This is a genomic window from Candidatus Methylomirabilota bacterium, assembly GCA_035764725.1.
Taxonomy (GTDB): domain Bacteria; phylum Methylomirabilota; class Methylomirabilia; order Rokubacteriales; family CSP1-6; genus DASRWT01.
The window spans coordinates 19,440-38,007 of the sequence record DASTYT010000052.1 but is presented as its reverse complement, the minus strand read 5'-3'; the positions used below and the strand labels follow the sequence as shown (position 1 = coordinate 38,007).

Genomic DNA, 18,568 nt, shown 5'->3' with positions numbered 1-18,568 from the left:
CGCCGGGTGCGGCTAGAACGAGCGGATGAGGCGCTCGACGCGCTCGTCGTGGCTCTGGAATGGATCCTTGCAGAGAATGGTCTCGCGCTCCGGGTCGTTGAGCTTGAGATAGACCCAATCCACGCGATAGTCCTTGCCCTTGAGGTTCGCCTGGCGGATGAACTCGCCCCGCAGCCGGGCCCGCGTGGTCTGCGGCGGGATGTGCTTGGCCCGCTCAATGGCCTCGTCGCTGGTGATCCGGTCGAGGAGATCCCGCTGGGCGAGCCGGAAGTAGAGCCCGCGGTCGGGGCGGATGTCGTGGTACTGCAGGTCCATCAGGGAGACCTTGGGATCGCGCCACGACAGGCGGTGCTTGACCATGTAGGCGTCGATCATCTTGTACTTGATGACCCAGTCCACCTCGCGCTCGAGCTTCATGGGATCGGTGTGCAGGGCCTCGATGACGTTCGTCCAGCGCGCGAGCACGTCCCGGGTGACCGGGTCGGCGTCGATAGCGGCCACGTAGCGCGTGGCGTGCTCGAGATATTCGGTCTGGAGGTCGAGGGCAGTGATGGACCGGCCGTCCTTGAGCCGCACCGTCTCGCGCAGGGTCGCGTCGTGGCTGATGTCGCGGATGGCCTGGACGGGGGATTGGAGGCTGTAGTCCTTGTCGAAGTGCCCGTCTTCGATCATGTCCAGGATGAGCGCGGTCGTCCCCACCTTGAGGTAGGTCGCCACCTCGGACATGTTCGAGTCGCCCACGATCACGTGGAGCCGGCGGTACCGCTCGGCGTCGGCATGCGGCTCGTCCCGCGTGTTGATGATCGAGCGCGACGAGGTGGTCGCGCCGGAGATCTCCTGGCAGATGTGCTGAGCGCGCTGGGAGAGGCAGTAGTGGAAGCCGCGCGGGGTCTGCAGCACCTTGCCCGCGCCCGCGAAGATCTGGCGGGTGACGAAGAAGGGGATCAGCCCCTCGGCGAGCCGCTGGAACGAGACGTCGCGGCTGACCAGGTAGTTCTCGTGGCAGCCGTACGAGTTCCCGGCGGAGTCGGTGTTGTTCTTGAAGAGGAGGATGTTCCCCGAAATCCCGTCCTCGCGCAGGCGCTTCTCCGCCTGGTGGAGCAGGTCCTCGACGATCCGCTCGCCCGCCTTGTCGTGGGTCACGAGCTCGACGATGTCGTCGCACTCCGGCGTCGCGTACTCGGGGTGGAAGCCGGTGTCGAGATAGAGCCGGGCGCCGTTCTCCAGGAAGACGTTGGCGTTGCGGGCGCCGGGGATGACTTTCTCGAACAGGTACCGGGCGACGTTATCGGGCGAGAGCCGGCGCTGACCGTTGAGCGTGCAGGTCAGGCCGTACTCGTTCTCCATCCCGAAGATGCGCCGTTTCATGTGGCCCTCAGGGTATCAGGCTGGGAGGCTGGGCGCAAGAATCGGGAGGGGGTGCGATGCGCTCACGCGGGGGCGCGGAGCAGCTGGTCGAGCACCTCGGCGGGGATGCGGCGGAACTTCCGCCGCTCCTTGGTGCGATCGAGCACCGCCACTTCGAGGTCGCGTTCGGTCAGCGTCTTGTTCTGGGTCACCATGAGGGCCCGGACACCGAGCTGGAGGGAGGCGGCGAGGTCCAGGCCGTCCTTGAAGTTGTCCTTGAGGTAGCGCCGGATCTCGTCCGACTGGCCACCCATGGCAGCGTAGTTCTTCTCGTCCTCGATCGTCCCGTCATAGAGGATGTGGTAGATCTCGTTCTTGCCGCCGTTGTTGCTGTCGCCCACCTCACACACCAGCACCTCCACCTCGAACGGCTTGATGTCCTGGGTGAAGATGTTGCCGAGCCCCTGCGAGTAGGCGTTGGCGAGGGCCTTGGCGCTCACATCACCGCGGGAGTACGAGTACCCCTTCACGTCGGCGTGCCGGACCCCTGCGACCCGCAGGTTCTCGAACTCGTTGTACTTGCCGACCCCGGCGAACGCGATGCGGTCGTAGATCTCGGAGATCTTGTGCAGCAGCGTCGAGGGGTTCTCGGCCACGAGCAGGATGCCGTCGCGGTACTCGATGGCCACGATAGCCTTGCCGCGGGAGATGCCCTTGCGGGCATACTCCGCCTTGTCCTTCATCATTTGTTCCGGCGACACGTAGTACGGCAGCGGCATCAGGCGAGGCCTCCGAACAGACTGGTGGAATGCGCTCGGCTCGACTTCGGCTGCGCCTCGCGAAGCCGTCGCGGCATCAGTTGCGCCCTCGGGTGTTCAGGATGGCCTCAAGGGTGCGGCGGATGTCCTCGTCGGCCAGGTCGGTGATTCCCGACCGCGTGATCGTCTTCACGGTGGGGTAGATGCCGCGCTGGAAGTCCGGGCCGCCGGTGCCGAGGTCCTCGTCGGCGGCGTCGACCAGCGCCTCGAGGGCCGCCCGCATCGCGTCGTCCTTCGGCATGTCCCGCCGGAAGCTCTTCTTCAGCGAGTCACGGGCATCCTTGCCGCCGGAGCCCTGCGCGAAATAATCGGCCTCCTCGTAGCGGCCGCCGGTCACGTCGTACTTGAAGAGCCGGCCCACGCCCGCCCGCTCGTCGAAGCCGGCGAAGATCGGCACGACCACGAGGCCTTGCATGGCCATGGGGAGGTTCGCGCGGATCATCGCCCCCAGGCGGTTGGCCTTGCCGTCGAGCGAGAGGTTCTCGCCCTCCACCTTCTCGTAGTGCTCGAGCTCGGTCTGGAAGAGCCGTGCCATCTCCATCGCCGGCCCCGCCGCGCCCGCGATCCCGACGGCGGAGAGATCGTCGGCCTTGAAGATCTTCTCGATGCGGCGGTGGGCGACCTGATAGCCCTCGCTGGCCTGGCGGTCACCCGCGATGACGACACCGTCGCGATAGCGCAGCGCCAGCACGGTGGTGCCGTGGGGCACGGACGGCATCGCGCCGGGGCTGAAGGGTTCACCGGGAATCGCCTCCCCGCCGGGCAGCAGGTGCGGCGCGGTCTGGCGGAGATGCTCGAAGAAGCTCGAGGAGGACCGGTTCTGGAATGCGCGCTCCCAGGACCCGAGCGTCATACGTCGCCGGCCGGCTTGCCGAGGTTCCGCAGGAGATCGCCGGCGGTCGGCGAGTCTGCGAAGAGCTGCCGGACGTGGGCCTCGGTGCCGCGCAGCGGCTCCAGCATGAAGATCTTCTTGAGGGGGCCTTCCTTGAGGTCGAAGATCACGGAGTCCCAGGAGGCCGACACCACCTCGTCGGAGTACTTCTGCAGGCACATCCCGCGGAAGTACGCGCGGGTGTCCTTGGGCGGATCGTAGATGGCCTTGGTCACCTCGTCCTCGGTGACGAGGCGGTCCACCGCGTCGGATTCCTCGAGCTTGAGGAAGAGCCCGCGCCCGGGGCGGATGTCATGGTACTGAAGGTCGATCATCGCCACGCGGGAGTCGGACCAGCTGAGCGCGTGCTTCTCGCGGTACCGCTCGATGAGCTGGTACTTGATCACCCAGTCGATCTCGCGATCGCAGGAGAGGGGATCGCGGCCGAGGCGAGTCAGTATCCCCTCCCAGCGATCCAGCACGTCCCGCACCCACGACTCCGGCGCCCGCTCGTAGTACCGCCGCGCCTGCCGGTAGAACTCCCACTGGATGTCGATGGCGCTCATCTCGCGCCCGTCCTTGAGGCGGAGCGTCTCGCGGCAGGTGAGATCTCGCGAGACCTTTCGGTAGCTGAGGACGGGATTCTCCAGCGACAGGTCCTTGTCGAGCACGTCGTCCTCGATGAGGCCGAGCACGAGGGCGAGGGTCCCGCACTTGAGGTAGTTGGCGATCTCGCACATGTTGGCGTCGCCCACGATCACGTGGAGCCGCCGGTACTTCTCGGGGTCGGCGTGCGGCTCGTCCCGGGTGTTGATGATCGGCCGGCTGTGCATCGTCTCCAGCCCCACCTCGGTCTCCAGGAAGTCCGCTCGCTGGGAGATCTGGAAGTCGCAGTGCTCGGTGTTGTTCTCGGCGCCGACCTTGCCCACGCCGGTGTAGATCTGGCGACTCACGAAGAAGGGGAGGAGATGCTGGACGATCCGGGCGAAGGGGACCTTGCGGTCCATCAAGTAGTTCTCGTGGGTGCCGTAGGAGTTGCCCTTGGAGTCGGTATTGTTCTTGTAGATCAGGATCCGCTGCTCGGGCGGGGACACCGCCTCGGCCCGGGTGCGGGCGAGGTCGAGGATCCGCTCCCCCGCGCGATCCCAGATCACGCAGTCGCGCGGGTTCGTGGTCTCGGGCGAGGAATACTCCGGGTGCGCGTGGTCCACGTAGAAACGCGCGCCGTTGGACAGGATCAGGTTGATCAGGCGCGACTCTTCCTTGGAGGGAACATCCTTGTCCTCGGCGTACTCGAAGCCTCGGGCGTCGCGCAGCGGGCTCTCCGCCTCGTAGTCCCACCGGATGCGGGACGAGCGGTAGGTCTCGTAGGAGTTGATGAGGAGCAGCGAGGACAGGATCGGATTGAAGTCGGGCTGGTTCCGGACGAGGATGCCGTACTCGGTCTCGATGCCCATCACCTTCGGAAGCGCCATGAATCCCCCGGGGTTGCGACGACGGCTCGGCCTCCGCCGACACCACCTCGCCGACTCGGGGGCGGAGGGGGGCGCGGAGGCGCGGCGGGGGCGCAGGGCCCCCGCCGCGGTTACGCCAGTGCGGCTACGCCATTAGAGGTACTGACCGGTATTGATGACGCGCTCGACGTCGCGCTTCTTTTCCTTGGTCTCGCCCATGAGCGGCTTCACGTAGACGATGCGCTCGCCCTTCTTGCCGGCGATCTTGGCCCAGTCGTCGGGATTCGTGGTGTTCGGGAGATCCTCGTTCTCCTTGAACTCCTCGCGAACGGCGTTGATCAGGTCGTCGACCTTGATGCCCTTCTCGGCGGACTGGATGTAGCGCTTGAGCGCCAGCTTCTTGGCCCGCCGCACGATGGACTCGATCATTGCCCCGGACGAGAAGTCCTTGAAGTAGAGCACCTCCTTGTCGCCGTTGGCGTAGGTCACCTCGAGGAAGCGGTTGTCCTCGCCGAGGTTGTACATCTCCTCGACGGTGGCCGCGATCATGCGATCCACCGCGGCCTGGGCGTCGCCGCTGCTCTGGCGCACCTCGTCTTGGTGGATGGGGAGCTCGGTCGTCATGTACTTGTTGAAGATTTCCACCGCCGCCGTCCCGTCCGGACGCTCGATCTTGATCTTCACGTCCAGCCGACCCGGCCGCAGGATGGCGGGGTCGATGAGGTCCTGGCGGTTGGAGGCGCCGATCACGATCACGTTGCGCAGGTGCTCGACGCCGTCGATCTCGGCGAGGAGCTGCGGCACGATCGTGGTCTCGACGTCCGACGAGATGCCGGAGCCGCGGGTGCGGAAGAGGGCGTCCATCTCATCGAAGAACACCACCACCGGCACGTCCTCGGCGGCCTTCTCGCGGGCCTTGATGAAGATCTCGCGGATCTTCCGCTCGGTCTCGCCCACGTACTTGTTGAGCAGCTCGGGGCCCTTGATGTTGAGGAAGAAGCCCTTCACCTTCTCGCCGCGCTTCTCCGAGATGCGCGCGGCGAGGTTGTTGGCCACCGCCTTCGCGATCATGGTCTTGCCGCAGCCGGGAGGCCCGTAGAGCAGCACCCCCTTCGGCGGGGCGAGGTGATGCTCCTTGTAGTAGTCGGCGTAGAGGTACGGCAGCTCCACCGCGTCCTTGATGGTCTCGAGCTGGGTGGACAGGCCGCCGATGTTCTCGTAGCTGATGTCCGGCACTTCCTCGAGCGTGAGGTCCTCGACTTCGCTCTTGGGAAGCTTCTCGAGCAGGTAGCCGCTCTTGCCGTCCATCAGGATGTGGTCGCCGACCTTCAGCTTCTCGCTCCGGAGCGGGTCGGCGATTATACCGACCTTGTCCTCGTCGGCGCGGAGAGTGACCACCGCGCGCGCTTCGTCGAGGAGCTCCTTGAGGATGACCACCTCGCCCTGGATCTCGTAGCCTGCCGTCTCGACGACGTTGAGGCCCTCGTTCAGCACCAGCTCCTGGCCGGGCTTGATGTCCTCGGCCTTGATCGAGGGATGCAGGTTGACCTTCACCTTGCGCCCCTGCGAGAGGATGTTGACGGTGGCGTCCTCGTTGACGGAGAGATACACGCCGTACGTCGACGGCGGCGCGCAGAGCTTGTCGACTTCCTCGCGCAGCGAGGAGATCTGCTCGCGCGCCTCGTAGAGCGCGTTGACGAGCTTCTCGTTCTGGTTGAACGACTGCACGAGCTGGCGGTTCGCCTCGCGCAGCTTGTTCTCGAGGACCATCGACTCCTTGGGCGCGTCCTCGACCTTCTTCCGCAGGCGCACCGTCTCCGCCTCGAGCGAGCGCACGTAGGTCTGGAGATCCTGGACCTGCACCTCGTACTCGGTGAGACGGCGGCGGTAGTTCGAATCGGTCATGGGAAGGAACTTGGAGAGCCCCTTCATCCCATCCGACGCGGGCTCTCGACTCGGGTTCGGTTTCTTCTCGAACTCCTTCATGTCCGCCCGTTCCTTTCTCAGTGATTCAGCGGGCTTCGCGTTAGGCGCGCCCATCTTCGGGGGCGAAAGTCCCCACACGCGACCTCAGTATAGGGGTCGGTTTTGCGGCAAGTCAAGGGAATTGGCCCTGAATGACCATTCACATCCATCGAATTCATTTGAACTTTCCCTTGCTCTGACCGCTGCCGCTCCATCACCGCTCACCGTGTCAAACGCCGGGTTCTCGGGCTCGGTTCCTCGCTCGTGAAGCCCCGTGCGTCGCGCCGTCTCGCTCGCCGACGCGACCCTGCAATTCCTTCGGGGCAAGCTCTGTGCCACGTCCGGGCCGATCCTGGAATGCTGCGTATCCAATGACATGGGCCTTGACATGATCGCACGCCCCTCGGCCGGACCGACAGAAAGCATCAAAAAAGTGCCGACGGAACGACGAAAATTTGCCGAGGGCGGGCGTATAACTACGACATGCCCTCGCGCGCAGGCCGCGTCGTCGCTGCGCTCGCCCTCGTGCTCGCGATCGCCGACGGGCGCGCCTTCGCCCAGGGCGGCATCCTCCGCGTGGGGCTGTCCGCACTCCCGGCCACGCTGGATCCGGCTCTTGCCGTGGAAACGCCTGCAGGGCTCGTCGTCCGCCAGATCTTCGACACGCTCCTCCAGTACAGAGATGGAACGAGCGACGTGGAGCCCGGCCTGGCCACCCAGTGGCAGGTCTCACGCGACGGCTTGGCCTGGTCGTTCCGGCTGCGAGAGGGCGTGCGCTTCCACGACGGCACCCCGCTGACTTCGGCCGAGGTCGCGGCGAGCCTCGAGCGCCTGCTCTTTCCCGGCGCGTCACACGCGCCGTCGGCGAATCCGGTGGTGCCCCGTCTGCTGCGCGGGGCCCCGGGCGTCGTGAAGGCGGTGAAGACGCCGGATGCCCGTACCGTGCAGATCGTCCTGAACCTTCCCTATGCGCCGCTGCTCACCGTGCTCGCCCACCCCGCGATGTCCATCGTCCGGGTGACCAAGGGCCCCGACGGCGCCGCACGCTGGCTGGGCACGGGCGCATTTCTGGTTGCAGAGACGGCACCGGGGCGCATGGTGCTCGAGGCCAATCCGGCGTACTGGGGCGGGCCTCCGCGCTCGAGTCGCATGGTCCTCCTCGAGCAGGGCGACGACGTGCGCGCCGCCACCGAGCTCGACGCCCGCGCCCTCGATCTCTACGTGCCTGCCGGGGCGCCGGCGCGCATGACCGGGGCGCTCGCCATCCCCGGCTGGCGTATCGGGTACCTGGCGCTCCAGACCGAGCGCGAGCCATTCCTCCGCAAGCGCATACGCCAGGGGATGGCCGCCGCGCTCGATCAGGGCGCGCTGGCCGCCGCGCTCGAGCCCTACGCGGTGCCGCTGACCGCGCTGCTGCCTCCGGGCGTATGGGCGGCGCAGCCTGCCCCCAAGCCGCCCGAAGATCGTGGGGAGACGGCCCGGCGCCTGCTCGTCGAGGGCGGGGCGCTGCGTGCCATCTCGGTCGGACTCACGGTGACGCCGTTGGCCGCCCCCATCGAGGGCGCCCGGCTGGCGGAGGCCCTGCGCGAGGCGCTTGCACCGAGGGGCGTGACCCTCACGGTGGCCGCGCTTCAGCCCGAGACTGCGCTCAAGCTCGCCCAGAATGGAGAGCATCAAGTGGCGCTGGCCGAGGCACAGGTGGACGGCGGCGATCCCCACTTGCTGCTCTACCCGCTGTCGACCAGCGAGGGCGCGCGCAAGGGCGCGCTGGCCTGGAACCTGTCCTTCTACCGGAATCCGCGCCTCGACGATCTGCTCATCCGGGGCAGTCAGCTCTCCAGCCGTCTCGAGCGCCAGCGGGTGTACGCGCGGGCGCAGAGCCTCCTCGCCGAGGAGGCGCCCTGGCTCCCGCTCTACGTCCGGTTGCACTGGGTCGTGACCCGGCCCGAGGTCCGGAATCTTCGCCTGCACCCCAGCGGGTTCCACCGGCTCGACCGCGTCGTCCTGAGCCCCTGACGAGCGCGCGTCGAGGCGAGGCGGCCCGGTGGACTTGCCCGGAGCCGCATGATAGAAACACGAGGAACCGGGGGCCTTTACCCGTCACGCCGATGCCATCGGTCAGCGATACCGTCACCGAGATGGTCCAGTGGGTGTTCCCCGAGCACGCGGGCGCGCCCGGGCAGATCCATGGCGGGCGAATGATGCAGTGGATCGCCACCGTGGGCACGATCGCCGCCTCACGGGTCGCGCGCGGCAATGTGGCCCTGGGCGCCATGGACGACATCGACTTCCTCCACCCGGTCAAGGTTGGCGAGGTCGCGGTGCTCCGGGCGCAGGTGGAGTTGGTGGGGCGGAGCTCACTCGAGGTCGGAGTGCGGGTGTTCTCGGAGAACGTGCACACGGGGGCGCGGGCGGTGACGCTCAACTCGCACCTGGTCTTCATCAAGGTGGACGAGCGGCTCCATCCTCAGCCCGTCCCCGCGCGGATCGAGCCCGAGGGCCGCGAGGAGGAGGCGCTCTACGCGGCGGCGCTCGACCGTCGGCAGCATCGCCAGGAGCGACTGGCTCGGCGATCGGCGCGGGCGCGGGAGATCGGCGATGACGGGACGGGCGGGCTCCGGTGGAAGTTCGAGTCGAGCCGCTCGGTGCTGCCCGAGGACACGCTGTTCGGGAACACCATGTTCCCGGGCAAGCTCCTCATGGACGTGGACGAGGCGGGGGGCATCCTCTCGATGCGCTACAATCGCGGTCTCGTGATGACCGCATGCCTGGATGCCCTGGACTTCTATGCCCCAATCTCGTCCCACGAGGTCGTGACGTTCAAGGCCGGGCTGAACCACGTGGGGACATCCTCGCTCGAGGTGGGCGTGAAGGTCCTCACCGAGGTCCCCATCACCGGCGAGATCCGGCACGCGTGCACCGCCTACCTGACCTATGTGCATCTGGGGCCCGACCTCCGCCCGCGCCCGTGCACCCCCTTCACGCCGGAGACGCCGGAGGAGCAGCGGCGGTGGGGCGAGGCGCTCGAGCGGCGGACGCGGCGGCTGGCCCGGGTGAAGGCGCTCCGGGCATCGATCAACGAGGGAAGGTGAGAGGCCATGTCGGGACATTCACGGTGGTCGCAGATCAAGCGGAAGAAGGGCAAGACGGACGTCCAGCGGGGGAAGCTCTTCTCCAAGATCCTCCGCGAGATCACCGTCGCCGCCCGCAACGGCGGCGGCGATCCGAAGGGCAATCTCCGGCTCAAGGCCGCCATGGAGTCGGCGAAGGCGGCCAACATGCCCGCCGACAACGTCAAGCGGGCGATCCAGAAGGGCACCGGCGAGCTGCCAGGCGAGAGCTACGAGGAGATCACGTACGAGGGCTACGGACCCGGCGGGGTCGCGGTGCTGGTGCAGGTGGTGACCGATAACAAGAACCGCACGGGGCCGGAGCTGCGGCACCTTTTCGAGAAGCAGAGCGGGCGGATGGGCACATCGGGGTGCGTCGCCTGGATGTTCGACCGGCGCGGGGTCATCCAGGTGGACGCGGAGCGGATCAAGGAGGACGATCTGCTCGAGAAGGCGCTCGAGGCGGGCGCCGACGACGTGAAGAAGGTGGAAAAAGCTTTCGAGATCAGCACGGCCCCTGATGAAATAGAAATGGTGCGGAGCGCGCTGGAGACGCAGGGCGTCCCCGTGCTGGAGGCGTCCGCGGTCATGGTCCCGCAGTCCACCGTGCGCGTGGAGGGCAAGGACGCCGCGGCGGTGCTGCGGCTCATCGAGGCCCTCGAGGAGCAGGACGACGTCCAGGCCGTCTACTCGAACTACGACATTCCCGACGAGGTCCTCGACGCCATCTCCGCGGCCTAGCGCGCTGCGGGTCATGGGCGTGGACCCGGGCCTGGTGGACACCGGATTCGGGGTCCTCGAGGCCGGGCCCGGGGGGCTTGCCGTCGTGGACGCCGGTGTCGTCAGTAGCGCCGCTGGCCAGTCGCTGGAAGCCCGGCTCAACGCGATTCACGGTGCGGTGCGGCGCCTCATCGAGGCGCGCGAGCCGGGGTTGCTCGTCGTCGAGGACCTCTACACCGAATACCGGTTTCCCCGAACCGCCATCCTGATGGGCCATGCCCGAGGGGTGATCTATCTCGCCGCGCGCCAGTGTGGGGTGTCGGTGCTGGCCCTCGCCGCCTCCGAAGTCAAGCGTGCGGTGACCGGCAACGGCGCCGCCGGCAAGGGGCAGATGCAGCGCGGCGTGCAGACCCTCCTCGGCCTCGCCGAGCTGCCGCGCCCGTCCCACGTTGCCGACGCCCTCGGCCTCGCCCTCACCGGCATGTCCCGTATCACCGGCCGCGCGCCCTTCGAGCGCCCGCATCGACTGCCGCAGTTGCTTGGCGAGCCGGAGCCGCAGGCGAGGCGAGCGGATACGTGGCTTGGCGAGCCGGAGCCGCAGGCGAGGCGAGCGGATACATGATCGCGTCGCTCCGCGGCTGCGTGCGCGCGAAGCTCGAGGATCGCGTGATCCTGGAGGCGGCGGGAGTGGGCTACGAAGTCTTCCTGCCGCCGGTGACCCAGCGGGCGCTCGTGGACGTGAAGCCAGAGCCCAGCGCGGACGGCCCCGAGGTCGTGCTCGCCATCCACTATCACGCCACGCAGAATCAGCCGCGCCCGGTGCTCATCGGCTTCACCTCCGAGCTCGACAAGGAGTTCTTCGAAAAGCTGATCACGGTGAAGGACGTGGGGCCGCTCGTCGCCGCGCGCGCCCTTGCCGCGCCGGTGGGTGAGATCGCCGCCGCGATCGCGCGTCAGGACGAGGGCTATCTCCGCCGGCTTCCCGGCATCGGGCCCCAGAAGGCCAAGAACATCGTGGCGCAGCTCTCGAGCAAGGTCGCCAAGTTCGCGCTGATGGCCGAGGCCGCCGAGGCGGCGCCGGCCCGCCGCCCGGCGCGCGCGCTCGACGAGGAAGGCCTCCGTGCCATGGTCTTCGAGGTCCTCGTGAAGCAACTGGGGCACCGGCCCAGCGAGGCGGCGGGGCTGATCGACCGCGCGCTCGAGCGCCGCCCGGATCTGACCACACCCGAGGAGCTCTTCGAGGAGATCTACCGGGGCGCCGGGGCGCCGGCGGCCGGCGTGCACGGCGGGGAGGCGCGGTGAGCGACGAGGCCCGCGTGATGAGCCGCGTGGCGCTGCCCGAGGAGGCGCAGCTCGAGCGCCAGCTCCGGCCGCAGCGCCTCGACGAGTACGTGGGGCAGCGCGCCGCGGTGGAGAGCCTCCGCATCTCGGTCGAGGCAGCGCGCCGGCGCGGCGAGCCGCTCGACCACGTGCTTCTCTCCGGCCCGCCCGGGCTGGGCAAGACCACGCTGGCCACCATCATGGCCAACGAGATGGGCGCGGCGCTCGTCACCACCGCCGGCCCCTCGCTGGACCGCGGCGCCGATCTCATGGGCATCCTCACAAACCTCGGCGAGCGGGATGTGCTGTTCATCGACGAGATCCACCGGCTGCCGCGCGTGGTCGAGGAGCTGCTCTATCCCGCGATGGAGGACTTTGCGGTCAACTTCGTGATGGACAAGGGGCTGAACGCGCGCACCATGCGCATCCCGCTGCGCCCGTTCACGCTGGTGGCCGCCACCACGCGGCCGGGGCTCCTGACCTCCCCCCTCCGCGAGCGCTTCGGCATCTTCCACCATCTGGACTTCTACGAGCACGACGAGCTGAGCGCGATCGTGACGCGCTCGGCGGCGATTCTGGAGGCGCCGCTCGAGGGCGATGGCGCCGGCGCCATCGCGCGCCGGTCCCGCGGTACGCCGCGCATCGCCAACCGCTTGCTCCGGCGCGTCCGCGACTACGCCCAGGTCAAGGCGAACGGGGTGGTGACGGCCGCCATCGCGCGCGATGCCCTGGATCGGGAAGGGGTGGACGAGGCGGGCCTGGACCGTCTGGATCGCCGCTTCCTCACCGCGCTCATCGAGCAGTACGGCGGCGGTCCGGCCGGGCTGGAGGCGATCGCCGCGACCATCAACGACGAGGCGGAGACACTTGTCGAGGTGGTCGAGCCTTTCCTCCTGAAGATCGGCTTCGTCGTGCGCACGCCCTCCGGGCGCCGGGCCACGCCCAGCGCCTACGCGCATCTCGGCGTCGCTCGCCCAGCGCCCGCCACCGGGCAGGGCGAGCTCCCGCTCTGACCCGCGCGGGCATTTCCGGCGGTGGCGGCATGACCGACCTCGGCAAAATCCTCCTCGGCGTCGGGGTCGTCATGGTAATCCTGGGAGCAGCCCTGTGGCTCGCGGGCGGCTTTCTGGGAAAGGTGCCATGGATCGGCCGACTGCCCGGCGACATCTACATCGAGCGCGGCAATTTCCGCTTCTACTTCCCCCTCGCGACGTCGATCCTCGTCTCGATCCTGTTGACCCTGCTATTCATCCTCATCGGGCGGCGGTGAGCCGCCCGCGTGCGCTGGCCCTCGCCGCGCTCCTCGCGCTCCTCGCGGTGGCGGCCGGGCCGGCGTGGGCGAACGGGGACATCCGCGTGGCGCTCGTCGAGGGTGCGCGCTCGGTCGAGCTCGGCGGCGGGCCCTTGACCCTGCGCAATCTCGTGGGACGCTCGCTCACGCGGCACAGCCCGACGTGGATCCGGGTGGTGGGGCGCGGCGACAGTCTCGAGGTGCGCGGGCTGGGCCGCGAGGTCCTGCGGCTCGACGCCCTCCGCGTGACCGCCGCGCCGGGCGGCGCCGTGCGCGTCAACGCGCTCGACTATCCCGGCGCGATCGAGATCCGCCGCGCCGCCGACGGCCTCCTCGTCGTCAACACGCTGCCCCTCGAGGAGTACGTGGGCGGCAGCGTGAAGGCGGAGGCGGGCGAGTCGATGCCGCTGGAGATGCTCAAGGCCCAGGCCATCGTCGCCCGCACCTATGCCGCCTATCACCGCCGGCTCAATGCCGGCAAGCCCTACGAGATTGTGGCCACCACCGCGCATCAGCAGTACGTCGGTCGCGTGGGGGCGAGCTCCCCGGTCTGGACGGCGGTGCGGGAGACGCGAGGGCAGGTGCTCCTGTGGGAAGGCGAGCTCTTCCCGGCGTTCTACCACACGGACAGCGGCGGGCACACCGAGGATCCGCGCGTGGTGTTCGCCGCCGCCAACATGCCGGCGCTGCGCGGCGTGAGGGTCGACTTCCCGTCGGATTCTCCGCACCATCTCTGGAATCTCGACCTCCCGCTCGCCGAGTTGTCGGCCGCGCTGCAGCGCGCCGGCGCCGGAGTGGGGCGCGTCACCGGACTCGAGGTGCTCGAGCGAAGCGCATCCCTCCGCGTCACCCGCATCCTCGTGACCGGATCGGCAGGGGAGGTCGTCCTGCGCGGGAATGATCTGCGGCGGATCGTCGGCTACGACACGCTCAAGAGCACCCTCTTCGCGGTGGCGGTCGACGACACCACCGCGCGGTTCGCCGGCCGAGGCTACGGCCACGGGGTGGGCATGGACCAGGCCGGGGCCAAGACGATGGCGCAGCTCGGCTACTCTGCGCGTCAGATCATCGAGTACTACTATCCGGGCGCGGAGTTCGCCTCCCTCCCGTAGCGCCCTCCCGGATGAGCCTGACCTGGGCGGAGTTCGGGAAGGTCGACATGCGCGTGGGCACGGTCGTCGACGCCCAGCGGTTCCCGGAGGCGCGCCGGCCCGCGTACAAGCTGTGGGTGGACTTCGGGCCGCTCGGCGTAAAGCGGTCCAGCGCGCAGATCACCCACCGTTACGCCCTCGGCGACCTCGTCGGTCGGCGCGTGATCGCCGTCGTCAACTTTCCTCCCAAGCAGATCGGGCCGTTCGTCTCGGAGGTCCTCGTGCTAGGCGCGTATGACGAGCGCGGCGAGGTCATCCTGCTGCGGCCGGACTTCGAGGTGGCCCCGGGCGCGCGCATCGGCTGATTTGCTAGACTCGGATTCCGGATGGATGTCGCGCAGTTCGACTACGACCTTCCCCCCTCGGCCATCGCGCAGGAGCCGGTCACGCCGCGGGATGCGTCGCGCCTCCTCGTCCTCGATCGTGCGCGGGGCGCGTGGGAGGACCGCCGCTTCGCCGACCTGCCTGGTCTCCTGCGCGCCGGCGATTGCCTGGTCGTCAACGAGAGCCGGGTGATTCCCGCTCGCTTGCTCGGCGCGAGGGAAGACGACGGCCGCCCGGTGGAGCTGCTGCTCGTTCGCGAGATCGGCCCGGCGCGCTGGGAAGCACTGGCGTGGCCCGGCCGTCGCTGTCGCCGGGGGGCCCGCATCGCGCTGGGCGGAGGGACGGCGTCCGCCACCGTCACCGCCGAGGGCGAGCGCGGCCTCCGGGTGATCACCCTCGAGGCTCCCGGGGACGCGCGCGAGCTGCTCGCCCGCCACGGGCTCCCGCCGCTCCCGCCCTACATCGCGCGCCACCGCGCGCCCACGCCGGAGGATCACGAGCGCTACCAGACCGTGTATGCGCGCGCGGACGGCTCGGTGGCTGCCCCCACCGCCGGTCTGCACTTCACCACCGCGCTGCTCGATGCCGTGCGCGCGCGCGGCGTCGAGGTGCACGCGCTGACGCTCCACGTGGGGCCCGGCACCTTCCGTCCCGTGACGTCCGCCAGCGTGGAGGGCCATCGGATGGATGGCGAGGCGGTGGAGATTCCCGCCGCGACCGCGGCGGCGGTGAACGCGGCACGTGCGGCCGGCCGCCGCGTGATCGCGGTGGGCACGACCACGACGCGCGCCCTCGAGTGGGCGGCGGCGGGGACGGGCCAGGTGGTCGCCGGCGCGGGCTGTGCCGACCTCTTCATCCACCCGCCGTATGCCTTCCGCGCGGTGGATGCGCTCGTGACGAACTTCCACCTCCCGCGCTCGACCCTCCTCATGCTGGTGGCGGCCCTCACCGGCCGCGAGCTGATGCTAGCCGCGTATCGCCACGCGGCGGCGGCGGGATACCGATTCTATTCCTACGGCGACGCGATGCTGGTCGTGTAGGGGCGATGGGCGCGTTCGGCTTCGAGCTTCTGGCCGTCGACGGCGCCGCGCGCCGCGGGCGCATCCGCACCGCGCACGGCACGGTCGACACGCCCGCCTTCATGCCGGTGGCCACGCTCGGCTCGGTGAAGAGCCTCGCGCCCGCCGACATCCGCGCCGCCGGCGCTCAGCTCGTGCTGTCGAATACCTACCACCTCTTCCTCCGGCCGGGGCACGAGCTCGTGCGAGAGCTGGGCGGCCTCCACCGTTTCATGGGCTGGGATGGGCCCATCCTCACCGACTCCGGCGGCTTCCAGGTATGGAGCCTGGCCGCTCTGCGCCGCCTGGGCGAGGACGGCGTGGAGTTCCGCTCGCACGTCGACGGCTCGCGCCGCTTCCTCACCCCCGAGCTGTCCATCGAGATCCAGCAGGCGCTCGGTGTCGACATCATTCATCCGCTCGACGAGTGTCTGGGTCACCCCGCCACCGAGGCCGAGACCGAGCGCTCGCTCGCGCTGACCCAGCGCTGGCTGCGACGCTCTGTGGCGGCAGACCGGCGGGGGCCCGGCGGGCAGGCGCTCTTCGGCATCGTGCAGGGAGGCGTCTACCCCGCGCTGCGCCGTCGCGCGGTGGAAGACGCGGCCGCCCTCGACCTTCCCGGCTATGCCATCGGTGGCCTCGCGGTGGGCGAGCCGAAGCCCGTGCTCCTCGACATCACCGCCGTCACCGCCGCGCTCCTGCCGAAAGACCGCCCGCGCTACCTGATGGGCGTGGGAAAGCCGCCGGATCTGGTGGAGGCGGTGGCGCGCGGCGTGGACTGCTTCGACTGCGCGCTCCCCACCCGCAACGCGCGCAACGGTCAGGTGTTCACCGCCGACGGGCCCCTGGCCATCCGGAACGCGCGCTACGCGCGCGACGCCGCGCCGCTCGACGCCGAGTGCTCGTGCGAGGCGTGCCGAGGATTCTCGCGCGCCTATCTGCGCCACCTCTTCATGGCCCGCGAGCTCCTCGCGTACCGGCTGCTGTCAGTCCACAACATCACCTTCTATCAACGGCTCGTTGGGGCGATGCGCGCGGCCATCGCGGAGGGCCGCTTCGACCCATTCCGCACTCGGTTTCTGGATCGATATGGGGTAAAATCGCACGCTGGTCGCGACGGTGTTCCAAGTTCCGACGACATCTCGACGGACGGGGAGGTCTGAGCGTCAATGGTCGATCTCGCCTACGCGATGGCGCAGGCGCCGGGCGGAAGCGGTGCGAACGGTGGCGGCATCCTGTCGATCCTGCCGCTCATGGTTGGCATGTTCGCCATCATGTACTTCATCGTCATCCGCCCGCAGCAGAAGCAGAAGCGTGACCGCGATGCGATGCTCGGCGCGATCAAGAAGGGCGATCGCGTCGTGACCACCAGCGGGATACACGGCACCGTGGCCGGCCTGGACGAGCACACCATCACGCTCCGCGTGGGAGACCAGGTGAAGCTCACCTTCGACCGGGCCGCAGTAGGGCGGATCGTTCCCGCCCAGGGAGAGAAGGACGGGTCGAGCTGATGCGGCGACAGCTCGGCCTCCGCATCGCGATCGTCGCCGTCGTCATCCTCGGGTCGCTGGCGTATCTCTACCCGCCGCCGTTCCTGCGGACGTGGCTCTACGGGAGCGCGGTACCGGCGAGGCCCCACGTTCTCCTGCCGTCAACCCTCAATCTCGGGCTCGACCTCCAGGGCGGAATCCATCTCGTGCTCGGGGTGGACCTGGACAAGGCCATCGAGTCGCAGACCGAGCGCGCGGTGAGCTCGGTGCGGGGGACGCTGGACAAGAAGGGCATCGCGGTGACGCGGGTCCAGCGTCGGGGCACCACCGACATCGAGGTCCAGCTCGCTTCGCCGCAATCGTGGGGCGCCGCGCAGACCGCGGTCTCGGAGCTGGCCAACTTCGAGGTGAAGGAGCCCGATCAGGCGGCGGGCCGCTTCGTCCTCGCCATGCGGGCGCGCGAGGTCAGCACGCTCAAGGACCTCTCGGTGCGGCAGGCCCTGGAGACCATCCGCAACCGCGTGGACCAGTTCGGCGTCGCCGAGCCGTCCATCCAGCAGCAGGGTGAGAATCGCATCCTGGTGCAGCTTCCCGGGGTGCAGGAGCCCGAGCGGGCCAAGGCTCTCATCGGCAAGACCGCCCTCCTCGAGTTCAAGCTGGTGGACGAGCGCGCGGATCCCGAGCGCGCGGCGCGCGAGAACGTGGTGCCGGAGGGCGACGAGCTCCTCATCCAGCGGCGGGTGGACAAGCAGACGCGGGAGGAGCGTCGCATCCCCTACGTGGTGGGCAAGAAGGCGGTGCTTACCGGCGCGGATCTGTCCACCGCGCGGGTGTCCATCGACCAGAACACCGGCGAGCCCTACGTGTCGGTGGAGTTCAATCCCGCAGGGGCCCGGGTGTTCTCCGAGCTGACCGAGGCCAGCGTGGGCAAGCGGCTGGCCATCGTCCTCGACGGCAACGTCCACTCGGCGCCGGTGATCCGGGAGCGCATCCCCTCCGGACAGGCGCAGATCACCGGGGGCTTCACCGCGGAGGAGGCCACCGACCTCGCCATCGTGCTGCGCGCGGGCGCGCTGCCCGCGCCCGTCCAGGTGCTCGAGGAGCGCACGGTGGGGCCGTCACTCGGGGTGGACTCGATCCAGAGGGGCGTGTGGTCCACCATCGCCGCGGCCGCCTCGGTGGTCGTGTTCATGCTCATCTTCTATCGCCTGTCCGGCCTCATCGCCAACCTCGCCCTCGGCCTCAACCTCCTGATCCTGCTCGCGGCCATGGCGGGCTTCCATGCGACGCTGACCCTGCCGGGCATCGCGGGCATCGTGCTCACGATCGGCATGGCGGTGGATACCAACATCCTCATCTTCGAGCGCATCCGCGAGGAGCTGCGGGCGGGGAAGACCGTGCGCGCGGCCATCGACGCGGGCTTCGCGCGGGCCTTCCGCACCGTCATCGATACGCACGTGACCGTGCTCGTGTCCGCGGCCATCCTCTACGAGTTCGGCACGGGCCCCGTGAAGGGCTTCGCGGTCTCGCTGGCCATCGGCATCCTCGCCAGCCTCTTCACCGCGGTGTTCTTCACCCGCCTGATCTTCGACCTCATCTACATGGGCCCGCGGCGCATCGAGTCGATCTCGATCTAGGAGAACACCGGA

The 18,568-nt window shown here is 68.9% G+C and carries 18 protein-coding genes; 13 read left to right on the top strand and 5 right to left on the bottom strand.

All coding sequences use genetic code 11. The features are described 5' to 3' along the window. Positions 1-12: 12 nt before the first annotated feature. From pafA to arc, 5 genes are all read right to left on the bottom strand, one after another. Positions 13-1,368: a Pup--protein ligase gene (pafA, locus tag VFX14_09375; GenBank protein ID HEU5189886.1), complete on the bottom strand. Its 1,356-nt coding sequence runs from the start codon at positions 1,366-1,368 to the stop codon at positions 13-15. A gap of 62 nt (positions 1,369-1,430) precedes the next feature. After that, on the bottom strand, positions 1,431-2,126 hold the full coding sequence (prcA, locus tag VFX14_09370) for a proteasome subunit alpha (protein ID HEU5189885.1): 696 nt from the start codon (positions 2,124-2,126) through the stop codon (positions 1,431-1,433). 76 nt (positions 2,127-2,202) lie between these two features. Then, entirely contained in the window at positions 2,203-3,018 is an 816-nt protein-coding gene (gene prcB, locus VFX14_09365) for a proteasome subunit beta (protein HEU5189884.1), read from the bottom strand. Next, complete coding sequence (dop, locus tag VFX14_09360) at positions 3,015-4,511, bottom strand: depupylase/deamidase Dop (GenBank protein HEU5189883.1); 1,497 nt, start codon at positions 4,509-4,511, stop codon at positions 3,015-3,017. Before dop ends, prcB begins: the two co-directional genes overlap by 4 nt. 132 nt (positions 4,512-4,643) lie before the next feature. Beyond that, positions 4,644-6,395 carry a proteasome ATPase gene (gene arc / locus VFX14_09355; GenBank protein HEU5189882.1) on the bottom strand — a complete coding sequence of 584 codons (1,752 nt, stop codon included), beginning with the start codon at positions 6,393-6,395 and terminating at the stop codon, positions 4,644-4,646. 543 nt (positions 6,396-6,938) lie between these two features. Between arc and VFX14_09350 the strand changes: the two genes are divergently transcribed. The 13 genes from VFX14_09350 to secD all read left to right on the top strand — a co-directional run bounded on the left by VFX14_09350 (position 6,939) and on the right by secD (position 18,556). Further along, on the top strand, positions 6,939-8,471 hold the full coding sequence (locus VFX14_09350) for an ABC transporter substrate-binding protein (GenBank protein HEU5189881.1): 1,533 nt from the start codon (positions 6,939-6,941) through the stop codon (positions 8,469-8,471). Between the two features lie 92 nt (positions 8,472-8,563). After that, positions 8,564-9,547, top strand: coding sequence for a hotdog domain-containing protein (locus VFX14_09345; protein ID HEU5189880.1), 984 nt, complete (start codon positions 8,564-8,566; stop codon positions 9,545-9,547). 6 nt (positions 9,548-9,553) lie between these two features. Further along, positions 9,554-10,306 (top strand): YebC/PmpR family DNA-binding transcriptional regulator, encoded by a 753-nt coding sequence (locus VFX14_09340; GenBank protein HEU5189879.1) that lies wholly within the window; start codon positions 9,554-9,556, stop codon positions 10,304-10,306. A gap of 13 nt (positions 10,307-10,319) precedes the next feature. Next, positions 10,320-10,907: a crossover junction endodeoxyribonuclease RuvC gene (locus tag VFX14_09335; protein HEU5189878.1), complete on the top strand. Its 588-nt coding sequence runs from the start codon at positions 10,320-10,322 to the stop codon at positions 10,905-10,907. Then, positions 10,904-11,587 (top strand): Holliday junction branch migration protein RuvA, encoded by a 684-nt coding sequence (ruvA, locus tag VFX14_09330; protein HEU5189877.1) that lies wholly within the window; start codon positions 10,904-10,906, stop codon positions 11,585-11,587. Before VFX14_09335 ends, ruvA begins: the two co-directional genes overlap by 4 nt. After that, entirely contained in the window at positions 11,584-12,618 is a 1,035-nt protein-coding gene (gene ruvB, locus VFX14_09325; GenBank protein ID HEU5189876.1) for a Holliday junction branch migration DNA helicase RuvB, read from the top strand. The genes ruvA and ruvB overlap by 4 nt, the downstream gene beginning before the upstream one ends. 29 nt (positions 12,619-12,647) lie before the next feature. Then, a complete protein-coding gene (locus VFX14_09320; protein HEU5189875.1) occupies positions 12,648-12,875 on the top strand; it encodes a DUF2905 domain-containing protein in 228 nt (75 codons plus the stop codon). Further along, entirely contained in the window at positions 12,872-14,008 is a 1,137-nt protein-coding gene (locus VFX14_09315; GenBank protein ID HEU5189874.1) for a SpoIID/LytB domain-containing protein, read from the top strand. The genes VFX14_09320 and VFX14_09315 overlap by 4 nt, the downstream gene beginning before the upstream one ends. A gap of 11 nt (positions 14,009-14,019) precedes the next feature. After that, on the top strand, positions 14,020-14,352 hold the full coding sequence (locus VFX14_09310) for a tRNA-binding protein (GenBank protein HEU5189873.1): 333 nt from the start codon (positions 14,020-14,022) through the stop codon (positions 14,350-14,352). 21 nt (positions 14,353-14,373) lie between these two features. Continuing rightward, positions 14,374-15,411: a tRNA preQ1(34) S-adenosylmethionine ribosyltransferase-isomerase QueA gene (queA, locus tag VFX14_09305; GenBank protein HEU5189872.1), complete on the top strand. Its 1,038-nt coding sequence runs from the start codon at positions 14,374-14,376 to the stop codon at positions 15,409-15,411. Positions 15,412-15,416: 5 nt separating this feature from the next. After that, positions 15,417-16,592 carry a tRNA guanosine(34) transglycosylase Tgt gene (tgt, locus tag VFX14_09300; protein ID HEU5189871.1) on the top strand — a complete coding sequence of 392 codons (1,176 nt, stop codon included), beginning with the start codon at positions 15,417-15,419 and terminating at the stop codon, positions 16,590-16,592. A 6-nt stretch (positions 16,593-16,598) separates the two neighbouring features. Then, positions 16,599-16,940, top strand: a complete 342-nt coding sequence (yajC, locus tag VFX14_09295) for a preprotein translocase subunit YajC (protein ID HEU5189870.1) — start codon at positions 16,599-16,601, stop codon at positions 16,938-16,940. Continuing rightward, a complete protein-coding gene (gene secD / locus VFX14_09290) occupies positions 16,940-18,556 on the top strand; it encodes a protein translocase subunit SecD (GenBank protein HEU5189869.1) in 1,617 nt (538 codons plus the stop codon). The genes yajC and secD overlap by 1 nt, the downstream gene beginning before the upstream one ends. Positions 18,557-18,568 lie beyond the last annotated feature (12 nt).